The sequence below is a fragment of the Pantoea sp. B550 genome (assembly GCF_024158165.1).
GTDB classification, from domain to species: Bacteria; Pseudomonadota; Gammaproteobacteria; order Enterobacterales; family Enterobacteriaceae; genus Pantoea; species Pantoea alfalfae.
Genome location: NZ_JAMYXI010000003.1, coordinates 1,246,368 through 1,263,849 on the forward strand (window position 1 = coordinate 1,246,368; position 17,482 = coordinate 1,263,849).

General features: G+C 55.5%; 20 protein-coding genes. 14 read left to right on the forward strand and 6 right to left on the reverse strand.

All coding sequences use genetic code 11. The features are described 5' to 3' along the window. Window positions 1-178: 178 nt before the first annotated feature. Window positions 179-1,576, forward strand: coding sequence for a sugar porter family MFS transporter (locus NIM72_RS08860; protein ID WP_161732634.1), 1,398 nt, complete (start codon window positions 179-181; stop codon window positions 1,574-1,576). Between the two features lie 79 nt (window positions 1,577-1,655). On the opposite strand, the gene NIM72_RS08865 is transcribed toward NIM72_RS08860, so the two are convergent. After that, on the reverse strand, window positions 1,656-2,924 hold the full coding sequence (locus tag NIM72_RS08865) for an O-antigen ligase (RefSeq protein ID WP_237566680.1): 1,269 nt from the start codon (window positions 2,922-2,924) through the stop codon (window positions 1,656-1,658). Then, window positions 2,914-4,059, reverse strand: a complete 1,146-nt coding sequence (locus tag NIM72_RS08870; RefSeq protein ID WP_222925007.1) for a glycosyltransferase — start codon at window positions 4,057-4,059, stop codon at window positions 2,914-2,916. Before NIM72_RS08870 ends, NIM72_RS08865 begins: the two co-directional genes overlap by 11 nt. Before the next feature lie 210 nt (window positions 4,060-4,269). Between NIM72_RS08870 and NIM72_RS08875 the strand changes: the two genes are divergently transcribed. The 6 genes from NIM72_RS08875 to ruvX all read left to right on the forward strand — a co-directional run bounded on the left by NIM72_RS08875 (window position 4,270) and on the right by ruvX (window position 8,486). Continuing rightward, window positions 4,270-4,782 carry a SprT family zinc-dependent metalloprotease gene (locus NIM72_RS08875; protein ID WP_161732638.1) on the forward strand — a complete coding sequence of 171 codons (513 nt, stop codon included), beginning with the start codon at window positions 4,270-4,272 and terminating at the stop codon, window positions 4,780-4,782. A 76-nt stretch (window positions 4,783-4,858) separates the two neighbouring features. Continuing rightward, window positions 4,859-5,563, forward strand: a complete 705-nt coding sequence (gene endA / locus NIM72_RS08880; RefSeq protein WP_161732640.1) for a deoxyribonuclease I — start codon at window positions 4,859-4,861, stop codon at window positions 5,561-5,563. A gap of 70 nt (window positions 5,564-5,633) precedes the next feature. Further along, window positions 5,634-6,365, forward strand: coding sequence for a 16S rRNA (uracil(1498)-N(3))-methyltransferase (gene rsmE / locus NIM72_RS08885; protein ID WP_253419991.1), 732 nt, complete (start codon window positions 5,634-5,636; stop codon window positions 6,363-6,365). A 106-nt stretch (window positions 6,366-6,471) separates the two neighbouring features. Continuing rightward, complete coding sequence (gene gshB / locus NIM72_RS08890) at window positions 6,472-7,416, forward strand: glutathione synthase (protein WP_161732644.1); 945 nt, start codon at window positions 6,472-6,474, stop codon at window positions 7,414-7,416. A gap of 87 nt (window positions 7,417-7,503) precedes the next feature. Continuing rightward, window positions 7,504-8,067 (forward strand): YqgE/AlgH family protein, encoded by a 564-nt coding sequence (locus NIM72_RS08895; protein WP_161732646.1) that lies wholly within the window; start codon window positions 7,504-7,506, stop codon window positions 8,065-8,067. Next, the gene (gene ruvX / locus NIM72_RS08900; protein WP_161732648.1) at window positions 8,067-8,486 is read left to right on the forward strand and encodes a Holliday junction resolvase RuvX; all 420 of its coding nucleotides are present in this window, start codon (window positions 8,067-8,069) and stop codon (window positions 8,484-8,486) included. The genes NIM72_RS08895 and ruvX overlap by 1 nt, the downstream gene beginning before the upstream one ends. Window positions 8,487-8,491: 5 nt before the next feature. On the opposite strand, the gene NIM72_RS08905 is transcribed toward ruvX, so the two are convergent. Further along, the gene (locus NIM72_RS08905) at window positions 8,492-9,487 is read right to left on the reverse strand and encodes a type IV pilus twitching motility protein PilT (RefSeq protein ID WP_253419995.1); all 996 of its coding nucleotides are present in this window, start codon (window positions 9,485-9,487) and stop codon (window positions 8,492-8,494) included. A 14-nt stretch (window positions 9,488-9,501) separates the two neighbouring features. Here NIM72_RS08905 and NIM72_RS08910 point away from each other — a divergent pair, with 14 nt between their 5' ends. From NIM72_RS08910 to hemW, 4 genes are read left to right on the forward strand one after another with little or no spacing between them, the layout of a single operon-like run. Further along, a complete protein-coding gene (locus NIM72_RS08910) occupies window positions 9,502-10,209 on the forward strand; it encodes a YggS family pyridoxal phosphate-dependent enzyme (protein ID WP_161732652.1) in 708 nt (235 codons plus the stop codon). 12 nt (window positions 10,210-10,221) lie between these two features. Next, window positions 10,222-10,776: a YggT family protein gene (locus NIM72_RS08915; protein ID WP_150014212.1), complete on the forward strand. Its 555-nt coding sequence runs from the start codon at window positions 10,222-10,224 to the stop codon at window positions 10,774-10,776. Window positions 10,777-10,797: 21 nt separating this feature from the next. After that, window positions 10,798-11,391 carry an XTP/dITP diphosphatase gene (locus NIM72_RS08920; RefSeq protein WP_161732654.1) on the forward strand — a complete coding sequence of 198 codons (594 nt, stop codon included), beginning with the start codon at window positions 10,798-10,800 and terminating at the stop codon, window positions 11,389-11,391. Beyond that, window positions 11,384-12,523: a radical SAM family heme chaperone HemW gene (gene hemW / locus NIM72_RS08925; protein ID WP_253419998.1), complete on the forward strand. Its 1,140-nt coding sequence runs from the start codon at window positions 11,384-11,386 to the stop codon at window positions 12,521-12,523. The genes NIM72_RS08920 and hemW overlap by 8 nt, the downstream gene beginning before the upstream one ends. A 36-nt stretch (window positions 12,524-12,559) precedes the next feature. Here hemW and NIM72_RS08930 read toward each other — a convergent pair whose 3' ends face one another. The 3 genes from NIM72_RS08930 to trmB form a co-directional block, all read right to left on the reverse strand. Continuing rightward, window positions 12,560-13,276: a DUF2884 domain-containing protein gene (locus NIM72_RS08930; protein ID WP_253420000.1), complete on the reverse strand. Its 717-nt coding sequence runs from the start codon at window positions 13,274-13,276 to the stop codon at window positions 12,560-12,562. Window positions 13,277-13,341: 65 nt separating this feature from the next. Continuing rightward, window positions 13,342-13,668 (reverse strand): YggL family protein, encoded by a 327-nt coding sequence (locus NIM72_RS08935; RefSeq protein ID WP_003853403.1) that lies wholly within the window; start codon window positions 13,666-13,668, stop codon window positions 13,342-13,344. Beyond that, the gene (gene trmB / locus NIM72_RS08940; RefSeq protein ID WP_161732661.1) at window positions 13,668-14,387 is read right to left on the reverse strand and encodes a tRNA (guanosine(46)-N7)-methyltransferase TrmB; all 720 of its coding nucleotides are present in this window, start codon (window positions 14,385-14,387) and stop codon (window positions 13,668-13,670) included. Before trmB ends, NIM72_RS08935 begins: the two co-directional genes overlap by 1 nt. Before the next feature lie 154 nt (window positions 14,388-14,541). Here trmB and mutY point away from each other — a divergent pair, with 154 nt between their 5' ends. Genes mutY through mltC form a run of 3 tightly spaced genes read left to right on the forward strand, consistent with a single transcriptional unit; the run spans window position 14,542 to window position 17,033 of the window. Next, window positions 14,542-15,627 carry an A/G-specific adenine glycosylase gene (mutY, locus tag NIM72_RS08945; protein ID WP_253420003.1) on the forward strand — a complete coding sequence of 362 codons (1,086 nt, stop codon included), beginning with the start codon at window positions 14,542-14,544 and terminating at the stop codon, window positions 15,625-15,627. Beyond that, on the forward strand, window positions 15,627-15,899 hold the full coding sequence (locus tag NIM72_RS08950; protein WP_003853409.1) for an oxidative damage protection protein: 273 nt from the start codon (window positions 15,627-15,629) through the stop codon (window positions 15,897-15,899). Before mutY ends, NIM72_RS08950 begins: the two co-directional genes overlap by 1 nt. 54 nt (window positions 15,900-15,953) lie before the next feature. Beyond that, on the forward strand, window positions 15,954-17,033 hold the full coding sequence (mltC, locus tag NIM72_RS08955; RefSeq protein WP_161732666.1) for a membrane-bound lytic murein transglycosylase MltC: 1,080 nt from the start codon (window positions 15,954-15,956) through the stop codon (window positions 17,031-17,033). The last annotated feature ends 449 nt before the right edge of the window (window positions 17,034-17,482 follow it).

Genomic DNA, 17,482 nt, shown 5'->3' on the forward strand with positions numbered 1-17,482 from the left:
CAGAAACTTAATGAGTGCTATACCTCACTGGTTAATTAATCTTTCCGGGAAAAATATGCTGAATTTCAGGGTTTCAGCGTGTGTAAGCGATTACACTGATGTGATCAGACTCACTTTTTTCCCGCAAAAGGTTTTTTAACATTGATAAAAACAATGATGGATAAACCTGGAGGCTCCCATGCCTGGCAATACACACAAAAGCAGAACTTCAAATAAGGCGATGACCTTATTTGTCTGCTTTCTGGCGGCCCTTGCGGGACTGCTGTTCGGCCTGGATATCGGCGTTATCGCCGGTGCCCTGCCGTTTATCGCAAAGGACTTTAACGTTACTCCTCATCAGCAGGAGTGGATCGTCAGTTCCATGATGTTTGGTGCGGCGGTCGGTGCTATCGGCAGCGGCTGGATGTCTTCCCGCCTGGGGCGTAAAAAAAGCCTGATGGCCGGTGCGATTCTGTTCGTTATCGGTTCACTCTGGTCGGCAATGTCGCCGAACCCGGAAATGCTGATCAGCGCCCGCGTTCTGCTGGGCCTGGCAGTGGGTATCGCCTCTTATACTGCCCCGCTTTATCTTTCTGAGATCGCTCCGGAAAAAATTCGCGGCAGTATGATTTCGCTTTACCAGCTGATGATCACCATCGGTATTCTGGGTGCTTACCTTACTGATACCGCCTTCAGCTTTACCGGCAACTGGCGCTGGATGCTGGGCATTATCACCATTCCGGCACTGCTGCTGCTGGTTGGTGTTTTCTTCCTGCCAAACAGCCCACGCTGGCTGGCGGCGCGAGGCAACTTCCGCGATGCGCAACGTGTACTGGATCGTCTGCGTGATACCAGTGAGCAGGCAAAACGTGAGCTGGAAGAGATTCGTGAAAGTCTGAAGGTCAAGCAGTCTGGCTGGGGTCTGTTCACCAGCAGCAGCCACTTCCGTCGTGCGGTCTATCTCGGCATCCTGTTGCAGGTCATGCAGCAGTTTACCGGTATGAACGTTATCATGTATTACGCGCCAAAAATCTTCGAAATCGCGGGCTTTACCAACACCACCCAGCAGATGTGGGGCACGGTGATTGTGGGTCTGGTCAACGTACTGGCCACCTTCATCGCTATTGGTCTGGTGGATCGCTGGGGCCGTAAACCTACGCTGATTCTGGGCTTTATGGTGATGGCAGCCGGTATGGGCGTGCTGGGTACGATGCTGCATTTCGGTATCCACTCTGCGGGCGCGCAGTACTTCGCAGTAGGTATGCTGCTGATGTTCATCGTTGGTTTTGCGATGTCAGCCGGTCCGTTGATTTGGGTACTCTGTTCCGAAATTCAGCCGCTGAAAGGCCGCGACTTCGGTATCACGGTTTCCACAACCACCAACTGGATCGCAAACATGATCGTGGGTGCGACCTTCCTTACGATGCTGAATACGCTGGGCAACGCGAACACCTTCTGGGTCTACGCACTGCTTAACCTGTTCTTTATTCTGCTGACGCTGATGCTGATCCCGGAGACCAAAAACGTCTCGCTGGAGCACATCGAACGTAACCTGATGGCAGGTAAAAAACTGCGTGACATCGGTTCACGCGATTAACATTACCGGATAAAACGCGGTAAAAAAAACGGCGGGGTTTCTCTGGAAACCCCGCCGTTTTTATTTGTTCAATACAGGATTACAGCGTGTTAACTCGCCCTGCCGGCAATGGCTGACGTATGCAGCAGAGCGCCAGCGCCATAATGAAAATGGTGACGGTCTGATTATACGGCAGTACCGAATCGGTTAATCCGCAGATAAACAGTGCCAGCATTGGCAGCGCCACGCCGCGCAGATCGCACTTCTTCAGCATGCCGCCAGCCACAGTCAGATAGAGAAGCACCAGCGACAGCGTACCCAGCCAGCCCTGTAGCGTGGTTACTTCCAGAAACTCATTGTGCATGTTGTATTTAACGTTGGTGTAGCCTTCAACATTCAGTGGATAGTGCGCCATGATGAACTGACGCGCCTCGGTAGTGCGCGCATCCGGCGTCGCAAAACTGCCATGATGCTCAATAAAGTTGACCGCCCCGCCCCAGATCGCGACACGTGCGCCCAGAGAGGTCGAGCTGTTTGATCCGTAGTTCTCAATGTCCTGCACGCCTTCCACCCAACGGTTACTGGTCATCAGGATCAGCACCGCCAGTACGCCTACTAACAGTGCGCTAATCCGCCAGTTGGTCAGCAGCGACAGCCGCCAGGTCTGCAACAGGAACAGCAGACCCACGGCAATCAGCGCAATCAGCGTTACGCGGGTGCCGCACAGGTAGAGCAAGGCAAAGGTCACCGCCAGTACGGCGATGTCGGCAATCTTCCAGTATCTGTGCGTCTCGTAACGGCTCAGCCACAGCCAGGCGCAGTAGATAAACAGAATCATGTAGGAGGACATGGAGGCCGCTTCGGTGGTGAGCTTAATGCGGATATTCTCGGTATAGAGATGCTCATGAATACCAAAGCCCAGCGTAATCAGCAGACCGACCAGAATTAACACCTTTCCAATACGCAGCGTGGTTGCAGAGACCCGATTGCCATAAATCGCCAGACTAAGCAGCACAAAGGCGCCCAGCAACAGCCGCTTCGCTCCCAGCAGATAGTTGCTGATATTGGTCATGGCATCGTTTGAGGGCGCGGTCTCAATCCCCTTTGTGTGTATTGCCCAGAACAGACGGATCAGAGCAAAGATAATCAGCACAGCAAACAGGACGACATAAAAACCGTTCTCTTTAAACGCTACTCGCTTGCGCACTACGCCATACAACACAGACGCGACGGAGAGATAAGAGACCAGATAAAATATTTTTTGCGGCAGGCCGGAAACAAACATATTCAGTGACAGCGCCAGACAGAGCGCAACAACTGAGGCATTAACCATTAACGTTAATCCATTACGGCTGCTTTTATTTGTCATGCTTAACCTCAGTCAGACGGTTAAATGCACTCATCAGGTGCTTCATATAATTTTCCTCATAAAAACCGGTGATGCTCGCTTTAATAACCTGATGATCGGGAAAGGGGTAATCCCGGCTCATGGCGTTGAGAATAGCGGCAAGCGCCATGCTGTCATTGGTGGGGTAGAGCTGACCATTGAGACCGTTCTGAATAATTTCTGACGGGCCACTGATGCAGTCGGATGAGACGCAGTAGACGCCCCGTGACATCGCCTCCAGCAGGATCAGCGGGAAGCCTTCAAAGTTCGAGGTCATGAGCAGACAGGTGACCTGTCTGATATGGCGGATGACATACTCCCAGGCGTTCTCCTGCCAGCCATGCCAGGTGATACGATCCTGAATGCCGAGTTCCGACACGTAATGCTGACATTGCGTCAGATCTTCCCCATCCCCGACAATTTCCAGCGTCCACGGCGCATCCAGATGCTTTAACGCATCAAACAGATCTTTAAGCTGTTTCTGCCGCTGAAAATGGACGCGGCCGATATAGAGAAACTTCAGCCCCTGCGGCCTGCCGATAACCACGTCATTACGCCTGATCGGGTTGTAGATAACGTCCACGTCAGTGGCGCGTGCACCTAACTCCACCAACTGCTCTTTAATCTGCTTACTGATGGCAAAATGGTGATCGGCCCGCAGCAGATAATGTGGGCGATAGCGTTCACGCGGTGGCAGGTGCATCCAGCTCGACAACATGATTTTACGTCCTGAGAGCGTAATGGCCCGGCGCGTCATCAGACAGGGAATGGTGTTGAGGGTCAGAACATGATCAGGCTGATAACGACGAAAGAAGGCGGCCATTCTCAGCGTGTGAATAAGATTTTTTATTTTCTTATTCCGCAGCGTGCAGACGCTCTCTGATAAAACGGCGTTGGCAGTCCAGGCGCGGGAGAGGCTCTCCTCTCCGCTGTTGATAATAAACAGCCCCGCTTCCGTTCCGGATTCCTTATTGAGGGCGGTAATCAGCTGGCAGGTCACATTCTCCATACCGCCGCGGCCAGCCATGAGATCGGTAACCAGCACAATGCGCTGTTTCCTGATGTTATTATTTTTCATTGCGTTGTCCGTACACTGTGCTTTCCGCTTCTGATCCATTCACTCTGCTGTGAACATTAGCAACAGGATATTCTAAAAAAGGCCGTAACCATATTTAATCCAGAAATTTCAGCCAATAGCAGGGACACTCCTGGCCACTCTCCCGCGGTGGATCGTATGGATCGAAACTGGCGAAAGAGTATAGTCGCTGCGCTGTCGTTTTCACGGGTAACGTTGAGTTCCTGGACGACGGCGATTATTCTGAGCGCCATGAAAACACCTCGTCTCCCCATTGCCCTGCAGCAGGCCGTAATGCGCTCATTGCGCCAGTCGCTTGAGCGTGCAAATCTGGCACTGAAAACCCATTATCCGGAACCGAAGCTGCTTTACCAGCAGCGCGGTACGGCGGCGGGCACCGCCTGGCTGGCGTCCTGGGAGATCCGCATCAATCCGGTGCTGCTGCTGGAAAATCAGCAGACATTTATCGATGAAGTGGTGCCGCATGAGCTGGCGCATCTGCTGGTGTGGAAACAGTTTGGCCGCGTCGCACCACACGGCAAAGAGTGGAAGTGGATGATGGAGCAGGTTCTGGGCGTTCCGGCACGGCGCACCCATCAGTTTGAGATCGCCTCCGTACGCAGTAACACCTTTGCTTACCGCTGCCAGTGCCAGCAGCATCAGCTGACGGTTCGCCGCCACAATCGTGTTCTGCGTAAAGAAAGTGAATATCGCTGCGTGCACTGTGGCAGCCTGCTGGTCGCAGGCGAGTTTGTCGCTTCCTGAGAACAATCCCCATTCCGCCCTATTCCACATTCTGTTAACCTGCCGCCCTTTTTCGTACCAGGAAGAAATCCGGAATATGTCTCGCATACTAAGTCTGGCGGTTGCGCTGCTATTTGCACCTGCCGCTGACGCCCTTAATCTGAATAACTATCATCAAAATAACTTCCAGCAGGCTAAAACCTTTGCGGCGGCGATTAACGCCGATGCGCCGGGTTCATTCTACTGTGGCTGTAAGATTCAGTGGCAGGGCAAAAAGGGCATTCCCGATCTCAACAGCTGTGGTTATCAGGTGCGCAGGAACGCCAATCGCGCCGGGCGCATTGAGTGGGAACATGTGATGCCGGCCTGGGAGTTTGGTCATCAGCGTCAGTGCTGGCAGGACGGAGGCCGCAAAAACTGCAGCAAGGACCCCGACTATCGCCGCATCGAAACAGATTTGCATAACCTTCAGCCTGCAGTGGGTGAAGTGAATGGTGACCGTGGTAACTTCGCCTACAGTCAATGGAACGGTAGCGAGAAGCAGTACGGCCAGTGTGAGATGAAGATCGACTTTAAACTCAAACAGGCGGAGCCACCCGCACGGGCGCGGGGAGCTATTGCCCGAACCTATTTCTACATGCGCGATCAGTACCATCTGCGCATTTCGCGCCAGCAGACGCAGCTGTTTACCGCCTGGGACAAGCTCTATCCCGTCACAAAGTGGGAGTGTGAACGCGATCAGCGCATTGCAAAGGTTCAGGGCAATCACAATCCTTATGTGCAGCAGGCTTGCCAGCGCTAAAATCCCTGCCCTACACTAGCTTTTTTTCCCATGACGCCGCTGCAGTGCGGCGTCCGGTTTCAGGAACCTTATGCGCATACCTCGCATCTATCACGCCGGGCCATTAGAGATCGGCAGTGAAATTACCCTGGATGAAGATGCATCCAATCATGTGGGCCGGGTACTCCGGATGACGGCAGGCCAGCGTCTGGAACTCTTTGATGGCACTAATCTGACTTTTGCAGCAGAGATCACGCATGTTGATAAAAAGCGTGTAAAAGTATCGCTCACAGAGAGCCAGCCGGACGATCGCGAGTCACCTTTGCATCTGCATTTAGGTCAGGTGATGTCGCGCGGTGAAAAAATGGAATTCACTATCCAGAAATCGATCGAGCTGGGCGTGAATGTCATTACACCCTTGTTTTCCGAGCGCTGTGGCGTAAAGCTTGATGCTGAACGTCTGGCGAAGAAGATCCAGCAGTGGCAGAAAATTGCTATTGCCGCCTGCGAACAGTGTGGCCGTAATCGCGTGCCGGAGATTCGTGAAGCGATGACGCTGGAAGACTGGTGTGCAGAGGCTGACAGCGGTCTGAAGCTCAACCTGCATCCGCGCGCCAGTCACAGCATCAATACGCTGCCACAGCCTGTTGAGCGGGTACGGCTGCTGATTGGCCCTGAAGGCGGTTTGTCTGCGGACGAAATTGCGATGACGGCCCAGCACGACTTTACTGACATTCTGCTTGGCCCACGGGTATTACGTACCGAAACCACCGCGCTGACGGCCATTACGGCACTTCAGGTGAGGTTTGGCGACCTGGGTTAAGCGATACTTTCAGCGGAAAGAGCGCAGGCATGATGTCCTGACCGATCGGCCCACTGCAGACCGAACCAGACGAGGCGGTAAACACCGCCTCACCGAGGAGATAATAATGATTAAACTTGGCATCGTGATGGACCCTGTTTCGTCCATCAATATTAAAAAAGACTCCAGCTTCGCTATGCTGCTGGAAGCACAGCGCCGCGGTTACGAAATTCACTACATGGAGATGCACGATCTCTCCATGCGCGGTGGCGTGGCCTCTGCCCGCACCCGTCTGCTGACCGTCGAGCAGAATCCTGACAACTGGTATCAATTCGGCAGCGAGCAGGTGATCCCGCTGGCTGACCTGAACGTGGTGCTGATGCGTAAAGATCCGCCATTCGATACCGAGTTCATCTATGCAACCTACATTCTGGAGCGCGCAGAAGAGCTGGGTACACTGATCGTGAACAAACCGCAGAGCCTGCGTGACTGTAACGAAAAGCTCTACACCGCCTGGTTTGCCGAGTTTACGCCTGACACCCTGGTGACCCGCAGCAAAGCGCAGCTGCGTGACTTCTGGCAGGAGCATGGCGACATCATCATGAAGCCGCTGGATGGCATGGGTGGCGCCTCTATCTTCCGCGTGAAGAAAGACGATCCTAACTTTGGTGTGATTACCGAAACCCTGACCGAGCATGAGAGCCGTTTCTGCATGGCACAGAACTACATTGCGGCGATTAAAGAAGGCGACAAACGCGTGCTGGTTGTAGATGGCGAACCGGTCCCTTACTGCCTGGCGCGTATCCCGCAGGGTGGTGAAACGCGTGGTAATCTCGCCGCCGGTGGTCGCGGTGAAGCGCGTCCGCTGAGCGAAAGCGACTGGGAAATTGCGCGCCGTGTAGGCCCAACGCTGAAAGCAAAAGGACTGATTTTTGTCGGTCTCGACATCATCGGTGATAAACTGACTGAAGTTAACGTGACCAGCCCAACCTGCATTCGTGAAATTGAGGCTGCGTTCCCGATCTCCATCACCGGCATGTTGATGGATGCCATTGAGAAGCGCCTGGGCTGAGCAAGAAGCCGGGGCGTGGCTCCGTGATCAACCCAATACCGGTGCGGCCGTCGCGTGCCGGTTCTTTTTTTGGTACATCGTGTGAGAATGAATTTACAACATCACTTTTTGATTGCCATGCCTTCATTGCAGGATCCTTTCTTCAAACGTTCCGTGGTCTATCTCTGCGAACATAACGAAGAGGGTGCAATGGGACTGATCATCAATAAACCCATGGAAAACCTGACGGTTGAAGGCATTCTGAAGAAGCTGAAAATCCCTGCTGACGATCGCGACCCGGCCATCAGGCTGGATAAACCGGTGTTTACCGGCGGTCCGCTGGCGGAAGATCGTGGCTTTATTCTGCACTCAGCACAACGCACGTTTACCTCCAGCATTCGCGTCTCAGATAACACGATTATCACTACCTCCCGTGACGTGCTGGAGTCGATTGGCACCGCGTCTCAGCCCACCAATGTGCTGGTCGCGCTGGGTTACTGCGCCTGGGAAAAAGATCAGCTGGAAAATGAGTTGATGGAAAATGCCTGGCTGACCACGCCCGCTAACAGCAATATCCTGTTCCAGACGCCGATTTCAGAGCGCTGGCGCGAAGCGGCGCGCAGTATTGGCGTCGATATTCACAACATGGCCAGCGACGCGGGACACGCCTGATGTCAACTCAGACTCTGTTAGGTTTCGACTTCGGCACCAAAAGTATTGGTGTCGCTGTAGGTCAGGAACTCACGGGCAGTGCCCGTCCGCTGACCGCGATTAAAGCGCAGGATGGTATCCCGGACTGGCTGGTGGTCGAAAAGCTACTGAAAGAGTGGCAGCCCGATTTTGTCGTCGTCGGCCTGCCGCTGAATATGGATGGTACCGAGCAGCCGCTGACTGACCGCGCGCGTAAATTTGCCAACCGCCTGCACGGTCGCTTTGGCATCCGGGTAGAGCTGCAGGATGAACGGCTCAGCACGGTAGAGGCGCGTGCTGGCCTGTTTGAGCGCGGCGGTTATCGCGCCCTCAACAAAGGCTCGGTCGATTCACAGTCTGCTGCCATCATTTTGCAGGACTGGTTCGAAAACCATTACTGATCGGCTTACTCAATCAGACCGGCTGCCTGACGCGCCAGCCGGCTCTGCTCAAACGTCTGCATACCGGCCTGTGCGCCGGTCTGCAGCAGCGCGGGGATCTGATGCATCTTGCCTTCCCGGATCAGATTCGTGATACCCGGAGTGGCGATCAGTACCTCAAACAGTCCAATCCGCGATCCAGCCACTGAGGTTACCAGCCGCTGTGCAATCACTGCTTTCAGGCTACCCGCGAGTTGCGTACGCACCAGCTGCTTCTCCTCCGCCGGGAAGACATCCACCAGCCGATCCACCGCCTGCGCCGCGCCACGAGTATGCAGCGTCGCCAGTACCAGATGGCCAGTCTCCGCCGCCGTCAGCGCCTGACGGATGGTGTCGCTGTCGCGCAGCTCACCCAGCAGGATGACGTCGGGATCTTCACGCAGCGCCGCCTTTATCCCCAGCGAGAACGAATCGCAGTGCAGGCCGATTTCGCGCTGCTGAATCAGCGACTGCTGGCTGTGATGGATAAATTCAATCGGATCTTCCAGCGTAATGATATGGCGCGCCTGCTGGCGGTTCAGCGCATCGACCAGCGCCGCCAGCGTGGTCGATTTACCACTTCCGGTCGCACCGGTCACCAGAATAAGGCCATCCTGCTGCTCCAGCAGCGTCGGCACAATGGCGGGCAGCTGCAGGCTCTCCAGCGTCGGGCTCGTCGTGGCGATGATGCGCAGCGCCAGTGACAGGCCGTTACGCTGCATAAACAGATTGGCACGCAGACGCTGACCGCCAGCCAGGCTCAGAGCGAAGTCGAGCTGCCCTGCGCGTTCCAGCGCCTGCCGCTGCGGGTCACTGAGCCAGCGGGTCATAAACTCTGCCATCCAGGCGGCAGAAAGCGGGCCCTGCTGCGAAATGACCTCCAGCTTTCCCTGCCGCCGCCAGTAGGGCAAATGTCCGCAGCAAAGGTGCAGATCGGCGGCATTATGCTTTACACTAAGCCCCACCATTTCATCCAGATTCATAATTTCTCCTGACTATGACTTCAATCCAGCAGAACTTACAGCAAGTGCGGCAGCGAATCGCCGCCGCTGCCGCGCGTTGCGGCCGCGCACCAGAAGAAATTACCCTGCTTGCAGTCAGTAAAACCAAACCTGCGAGCGCGGTCGAAGAAGCCTTTGCCGCTGGCCAGATTGCCTTCGGTGAAAATTACGTTCAGGAAGGGGTTGAAAAAGTTCAGGCACTGGCCGCACATCCTGAGCTGGCGTGGCACTTCATCGGCCCGTTGCAGTCCAACAAAAGCCGTCTGGTGGCGGAAAATTTCGCCTGGTGTCACACCATTGACCGCCAGCGCATTGCGCAGCGGCTCAACGATCAGCGGCCCGCCTCGCTGCCACCGCTGAATGTGTTAATTCAGGTAAATATCAGTGACGAGAACAGCAAATCTGGCATCATGCTGGAGGCCGTTTCCGGGCTGGCGGAGCAGATTGCTGCCCTGCCGCAACTGCGGCTGCGGGGATTGATGGCGATTCCGGCAGCGGAGAGTGATTACCAGCGGCAGCTGGCGGTGTGTCAGCAGATGGCGGAAGCCTTCCGGCAGCTGCAACAGCACTATTCTGGTATAGATACGCTTTCGCTGGGAATGAGCGATGACATGGAGGCGGCAATCGCCGCAGGTAGTACGATGGTGCGTATCGGCACCGCCATTTTTGGCGCACGAGATTATGCGCACAACTCACAACAATAACAGAGGAACTTCATGTTAACACTGACGTTTTTAGTAAAAACGCTGATCGATCTCTACGTCATGGTGCTGCTGTTACGCATCTGGATGCAGTGGTCCCGCTGCGATTTTTACAATCCAGTGGCGCAGTTTGTCGTAAAAGTGACACAGCCAATTGTTAAGCCACTGCGCCGCATACTGCCGGCGCTGGGGCCGATTGATACCGCCTCGCTGCTGCTGGCCTTTGTGCTGACCACGCTGAAATACCCGATTCTGCTGCTGATTCAGGTGGGCGTGTTCTCGGTCGATCCGACTAACCTGCTGGTCGGCCTGCTGTCGCTGGTGAAATCCGCCGGCTATCTGGTCTTCTGGGTCATTATCGTACGCTCTCTGATGAGCTGGATCAGCCAGGGACGTGGCCCGGTCGATTATCTGCTGGTGCAGTTAACCGAGCCGATGATGGCCCCTGTTCGCCGTATTCTGCCTGCGATGGGCGGCATCGATTTCTCTGCGATGATCGTCATCCTGGTGCTGTATGCCCTGAACTTTCTCGGCATGGACCTGTTTCCGGGTCTCTGGTATCTGCTGTAAATGAATCAAACTGGAACTGTTATGCAAAAAGTTGTGCTCGCAACCGGCAATCCCGGCAAAGTGCGTGAACTGGCGGAGTTACTCTCCGCCTTTGGTCTGGATATCGTCGCGCAGACGGACCTTGGGGTTGAATCGGCAGAAGAGACCGGCCTGACCTTTATTGAGAACGCGATTCTCAAAGCGCGTCACGCGGCACAGATCACCGGATTACCGGCCATCGCCGATGACTCCGGCCTGGCCGTGGATGCGCTGGGCGGCGCGCCTGGCATCTACTCGGCGCGTTACGCCGGTGAAGAGGCCAGCGATCAGCAGAACCTGGAGAAGCTATTACAGGCGCTGGAAAACGTCCCTGACGGTCAGCGCCAGGCGCAGTTCCACTGCGTACTGGTCTATCTGCGTCATGCGGAAGACCCGACCCCGCTGGTGTTTCACGGCAGCTGGCAGGGGGAAATTACGCGTTCCGCTGCGGGTTCCGGTGGCTTCGGTTACGACCCGATTTTCTTTGTCCCGGCGCTGGGTAAAACTGCGGCCGAGCTGAGCAAAGCGGAAAAAGGTGCGGTTTCTCACCGGGGTAAAGCATTGACGCTGTTGCTGGAAGCGATGCGTAATGCCTAATCTGCCGCCGTTAAGTCTCTACATCCACATTCCGTGGTGCGTACAGAAGTGCCCCTACTGTGATTTTAACTCCCACGCGCTGAAAGATGAGGTGCCGCACGTTGAATATGTGCAGCACCTGCTGCGCGATCTGGAGATCGACCTGCCGCTGATCGGCGACCGGGAAGTGCGCACGATTTTCATTGGTGGCGGCACGCCCAGCCTGCTGAGCAGCAGCGCGATGCAGATGCTGATGGATGGCGTGCGGGAGCGTCTGACGCTCTCCCCTGATGCGGAAGTGACCATGGAAGCAAATCCTGGTACCGTGGAAGCGGACCGGTTCAGCGCCTATCAGCGCGCCGGTATCAACCGTATTTCGATTGGTGTACAGAGTTTCAGTCCGCAAAAGCTGCAGCGTCTGGGCCGTATTCACGGCCCGGAAGAGGCCGTACGCGCCGCCGAACTGGCAGAGTCGCTGTCGCTGCGCAGCTTTAACCTCGACCTGATGCATGGCCTGCCCGATCAGTCTCTGGAGGAAGCGCTCGACGATTTACGTCAGGCGATTGCGCTTAACCCCCCGCATCTCTCCTGGTACCAGCTCACCATCGAACCCAACACGCTGTTTGGCTCACGCCCGCCGGTGCTGCCAGATGATGATGCACTTTGGGATATTTTCGAACAGGGTGATCGGCTACTTCAGGCGGCGGGTTATCAGCAGTATGAAACCTCCGCCTACGCGAAGCCGGGTTATCGCTGTGAACACAACCTCAACTACTGGCGCTTTGGCGACTATCTGGGGATTGGCTGTGGCGCACACGGCAAGCTGACGCAGCCGGATGGCCGCATTGTCCGCACGGTGAAAACCCGTCATCCGCGTGGCTTCATGCAGGGTAACTACCGCGAAAAGCAGTATGAGGTTGCCGATAGCGACAAGCCGTTTGAATATTTCATGAACCGCTTTCGCCTGCTGGAGGCCGCGCCGCGCGACGAGTTCAGCCGCTACACCGGTTTGTCAGAGCAGGTGATCCGTCCGCAGATGGATGCCGCGATTGCCACCGGTTATGTGACGGAAACCGCTGATCAGTGGCAGATTACGGAGAAAGGGAAGCTGTTCCTGAATTCGCTGCTGGAGCTGTTTTTAGCGGAAGAGTAGCAAAAGCGCCTCAGCCCGGCAGGCTGAGGCGTTAACTTATTTTTTCAGTGCGCGGGTAAGCTGTTTACGCTGATCTTCCAGCGAAATAACGCGATTACATACTTCGTGTCCGAAGTTCTGGAAATCCTGCTCCTGCTTGCTCCACTCAGCCTGAATCGACTGTTGCAGACCGCCCAGATTGCCCATAATTGCCTGCAGCGGATTACTGCCGCCGCTGCCCTGCTTACTGCCCATCTCATTCAGACTATCCTGCATCACGCCGCCCAGCGTTGACTGCACCAGCCGTTCGCCTTCGGCGCGCACCTGATCAATCGCCTGATGGTGGAACGTCAGACCGTCTTCCCGATGTTCAATGATGCGGTTCATCTGCTGTTTCAGCTGACCATTCAGCGTGGTCAGGCGATTACGCACGTTGCTGTCGGTGCCCAGTTTTTCAACGATGACCCGATCCAGTGCCGCACGTCCTTTTTCCAGACGGGATGTCGCTCCGCTATCGATCCACGGCAGATCGCGACGCAGCGCGTTCTGATAGTCGATCGCTTTCTGACGTTCAGTGATATCCAGCGAAACTTTCTGGCCGTTGAACTGCACGTCGCCCTGCGGCGAGATTTCCATATTGCCACTGGCACCGACCACCTGCACGCTCTGCGGTTTAATCACCACATCGTCCTGTGGCTTAACGCTGCATTCGTAGGCTGCCTGAGCCTGAGTTGCTGCCACCAGCAGCACAGCAAGAAGCGCTTTACGCATCATATCTACTCCCTAAGATCGGGTCTGAAACCCTCCGATCGGGCCGCAGCCCGACACTGTGTGACGACTTAGTCCCACCAGACGTCAAAGAGTTCCGTCATCTGCACATCCTGCAGCTTGCGGTCTTCCAGCCATTTGCGGACCAGCGCACGATGCTCATCGGTGCATTTGCCGGTTTTCTGCAGGCAAACCAGACCTTCCCACACCAGGTAGCCGCTGCCATCAAAGGCCAGGCCGTTAGGATCGATCGCTTCATTGATGAACTGGTTCAGCGTCTCATCGATTTCGCTTTCGCTGGTGCCTTCCGGAAAGCGCCAGGCAACGGAGAAGCCCAGTTCCTGAAACTCGTCGATGTGCAGTTTTTTACGTAAACGGCGGCTGCGTTGTGTGGCCATTATTTCACCCTCTCAAACATTAAATCCCATACGCCGTGGCCTAAACGCTGCCCGCGCTGCTCAAACTTGGTCAGTGGACGCGTCTCAGGACGCGGCACGTAATTCTGTTGCTCTGACTGGTTGTGGTAGCCATCGATGCTGTTCATCACTTCAAGCATATGCTCCGCGTAGGCTTCCCAGTCGGTCGCCATATGGAAAACGCCGCCCGGCTTCAGTTTACGCATCACCAGCTCGGCGAAAGGTACCTGAACGATACGGCGTTTATTGTGACGCGCTTTATGCCACGGATCGGGGAAGAAAAGCTGAACCATGCGCAGTGAGTTATCCGGAATCATCTTCTCCAGCACTTCTACCGCATCGTGACACATCACCCGCAGGTTCTGTACATCGGCTTCTTTGGCGGCGGCGAGACAGGCACCCACGCCCGGCGCGTGCACTTCAATACCCAGGAAGTTCTGATGCGGTGTGTTCTGCGCCATGGTCACCAGGGACGCGCCCATACCAAAGCCAATCTCCAGCGTGACCGGAGCTTCGCGGCCAAACAGTGCGGGCAGATCGACAGGCTCCGGCTGATATTCCACCCCCATGACCGGCCACAGGGTGTCCAGCGCCTGCTGCTGGCCTTTCGTTAAGCGACCCTGGCGGCGCACAAAGCTGCGGATCCGGCGCAATGGCCGCCCGTTCTCATCAAATTCTGGGGTGATGACGTCATTAATCATGTAAAAGCCTGCTGGTTAGCCTGTTCCGGGAAACGGGCATTATGCAAAGTTCATAAGCAGAAGCAAGCCTTTGCAATCTTCCGGTTTACACCCAGGTGCGCATGTGCTGGAATTCCTGCCTGAGTGTAGAGTAAACACGGAAAATTTCCTTCTTATGATGCAAGCGCCGCAGTTCGCGCAACAGGTGCTGGACTGGTATCAGCGCTTTGGTCGCAAAACCCTGCCGTGGCAGCTGGAGAAAACACCTTATAAGGTGTGGCTCTCCGAAGTGATGCTACAGCAAACCCAGGTTGCCACGGTTATTCCCTATTTTGAACGCTTTATGGCGCGCTTCCCTACGGTCACCGATCTCGCTGCGGCGCCGCTGGATGAGGTACTGCATCTCTGGACCGGCCTCGGCTACTACGCCCGGGCGCGTAATCTCCATAAAGCCGCAAAGCAGATTGTTGAGGTTCATCGGGGCGAATTACCACGTAATTTCGATGATGTCTCAGCCCTGCCCGGCGTTGGCCGCTCTACGGCGGGCGCGATCCTGTCGCTGTCGCTGGGTCAGCATTTCCCGATTCTGGATGGCAACGTCAAGCGCGTGCTGGCCCGCTGCTATGCCGTCAGCGGCTGGCCGGGTAAAAAAGAGGTCGAGAAACGGCTCTGGCAGATCAGCGAAGAGGTCACACCCGCCGAGGGCGTCAGCCAGTTTAATCAGGCGATGATGGATCTGGGTGCGATTGTCTGCACCCGCTCTAAGCCGAAGTGTGAAATCTGCCCGCTGAACAGCGGGTGTGAGGCGTACGCCAGCAACAGCTGGGCGAGCTATCCCGGCAAGAAGCCTAAGCAGGTGCTGCCAGAGCGCAGCGGCTGGTTCCTGATGATGCAGGATGGCGATGATGTCTGGCTGGAGCAGCGCCCGCCTGTGGGTCTGTGGGGCGGTCTGTTCTGCTTTCCGCAGTTCACCACCGAAGCGGCGCTGAATGACTGGCTGGCAGCGCGTGGCATCCATGCAAAACCACAGCAGCTTACTGCGTTTCGTCACACCTTCAGCCATTTCCATCTCGATATCGTGCCGATGTGGCTGTCGTGGCCTTCTGCCGGGGCGGCGATGGATGAAGCAGGCGGTCTCTGGTATAACTTAGCGCTGCCACCATCTGTGGGATTAGCTGCACCCGTTGAGCGCCTGTTACACGAGCTGCGCCATCCCCGACAACTGGCTTTGGACAGTTGTGAGATTAATGAGGAAGAGTAATGAGCCGCACCATTTTTTGTACTTTTTTACAGCGCGACGCGGAAGGTCAGGATTTTCAGCTCTATCCGGGCGACCTGGGTAAACGCATTTACAACGACATCTCCAAAGAAGCCTGGCAGAAGTGGATGGCGAAACAGACCATGTTGATCAATGAGAAGAAGCTCAACATGATGAATCCCGAAGATCGTAAAGTGCTGGAGAAGGAGATGATCAATTTCCTGTTCGAAGGCAAAGACGTTCATATCGAAGGCTATACACCGCCAGAAGCGTAAACATTCCGGGCCTCATCGCTGAGGCCGGTTATCCAGGTCAGGCTTGCATTCCCAATGAATAAAAAATTAATCGCCCTGCTGGTGATAGCCCCACTTTTGGTTTCCTGTTCCGGGTCAAAGAATCAGCAATCCCACGAGGAGTGGGTTAAAGACACCAACGGCTTTGATATTCTGATGGGCCAGTTTGCTCACAATATTGAGAATATCTGGGGTATCAATGAGGTCCTGATCGCCGGACCTAAAGATTACGTCAAATATAGCGACAACTATTACACCCGCAGCCACATCAACTTTGAAAGCGGTAAGCTGACCATCGAGACGATTTCTGGTACCGATCCGATGGCCAGTCTGCGTCAGGCGATCGTGACCACGCTGTTGATTGGCGAAGATCCGGGCAATGTCGATCTCTACTCTGACGCCAACGACATCGAGATCAGTAAAGAGCCGCTGCTCTATGGTCAGGTGCTGGATAACACCGGTCAGCCGATTCGCTGGCAGGGCCGCGCGGAAGCCTTTGCTGACTATCTGATTCAGAATAAATTGATGCGCCGCACCTCGGGTCTGCATGTGATTTACAGCATTTCGATTCCGATGGTGCCGAACCACCTGGACAAGCGAGCGCACAAATACCTGCCGATGGTGCGTAAAGCCGCCGAGCAGTATGGTGTCGACGCTTCGTTGATCCTGGCGATTATGCAGACGGAGTCGAGCTTTAACCCCTACGCCGTGAGCCATTCTGATGCGCTGGGTCTGATGCAGGTGGTGCAGCATACCGCCGGTGTTGACGTATTCCGCATGAAGGGTAAATGGGGCAAGCCGAGCCGCAGCTATCTGCTGGATCCGGAGAACAATATCGATGCCGGTACGGCTTATCTGTCACTGTTGCAACGCAGCTATCTGGGCGGCATTCAGGATCCGGTATCACGCCGCTATGCAGTAATCACCGCCTATAACGGTGGTGCAGGCAGCGTGCTGCGCGTCTTCTCCAGCGATAAAGATCGCGCGTTCTCGATGATTAACGGCATGTCACCGGGCAAGGTCTATTCGACCCTGGCGAACCAGCATCCGTCGGCGGAGTCGCGTCGTTATCTGTATAAGGTGAGCACTGCTCAGAAGAGTTATCGGGGATTCTGATCGAAGCCGCTGAAGCGGGGGGTTGTTCGCTGCGCGAACGGGCTTGCGGCGCTGAAGCCGGGGTTTGTTCGCTGCGCGAACGGGCTATGAGCGGGGTTTCGTTCGCCTGATTAGTTGGGCAGTTTCAGACACGCCTCTGCAGGCGACCGACAAGGGGCGCCAGTCGCCGCGCCCCTTGACCCCCGGCTCCGGCCTGCTTCACCGCCGCTTCGCGGTCCCTTCGCTTCTTCCGGATTTCTCACGGACCGCCTCTTCGCGACATCCCTGTCGCTCGCCCTGAAATCCCTCATCCGCTCAGCGGTTCTGACGGCCTCCCCAACCCTCCGCTGTTATCTCTTCTTTTTGTGTTGGGTACTTTATCACTGAGGGTTTTTTGGGACTGGCTTTGACTTTGACTGTGGCTTTAAGTCCAGCAGACAACACAGCACCACAGTTAACACAAAGAAATC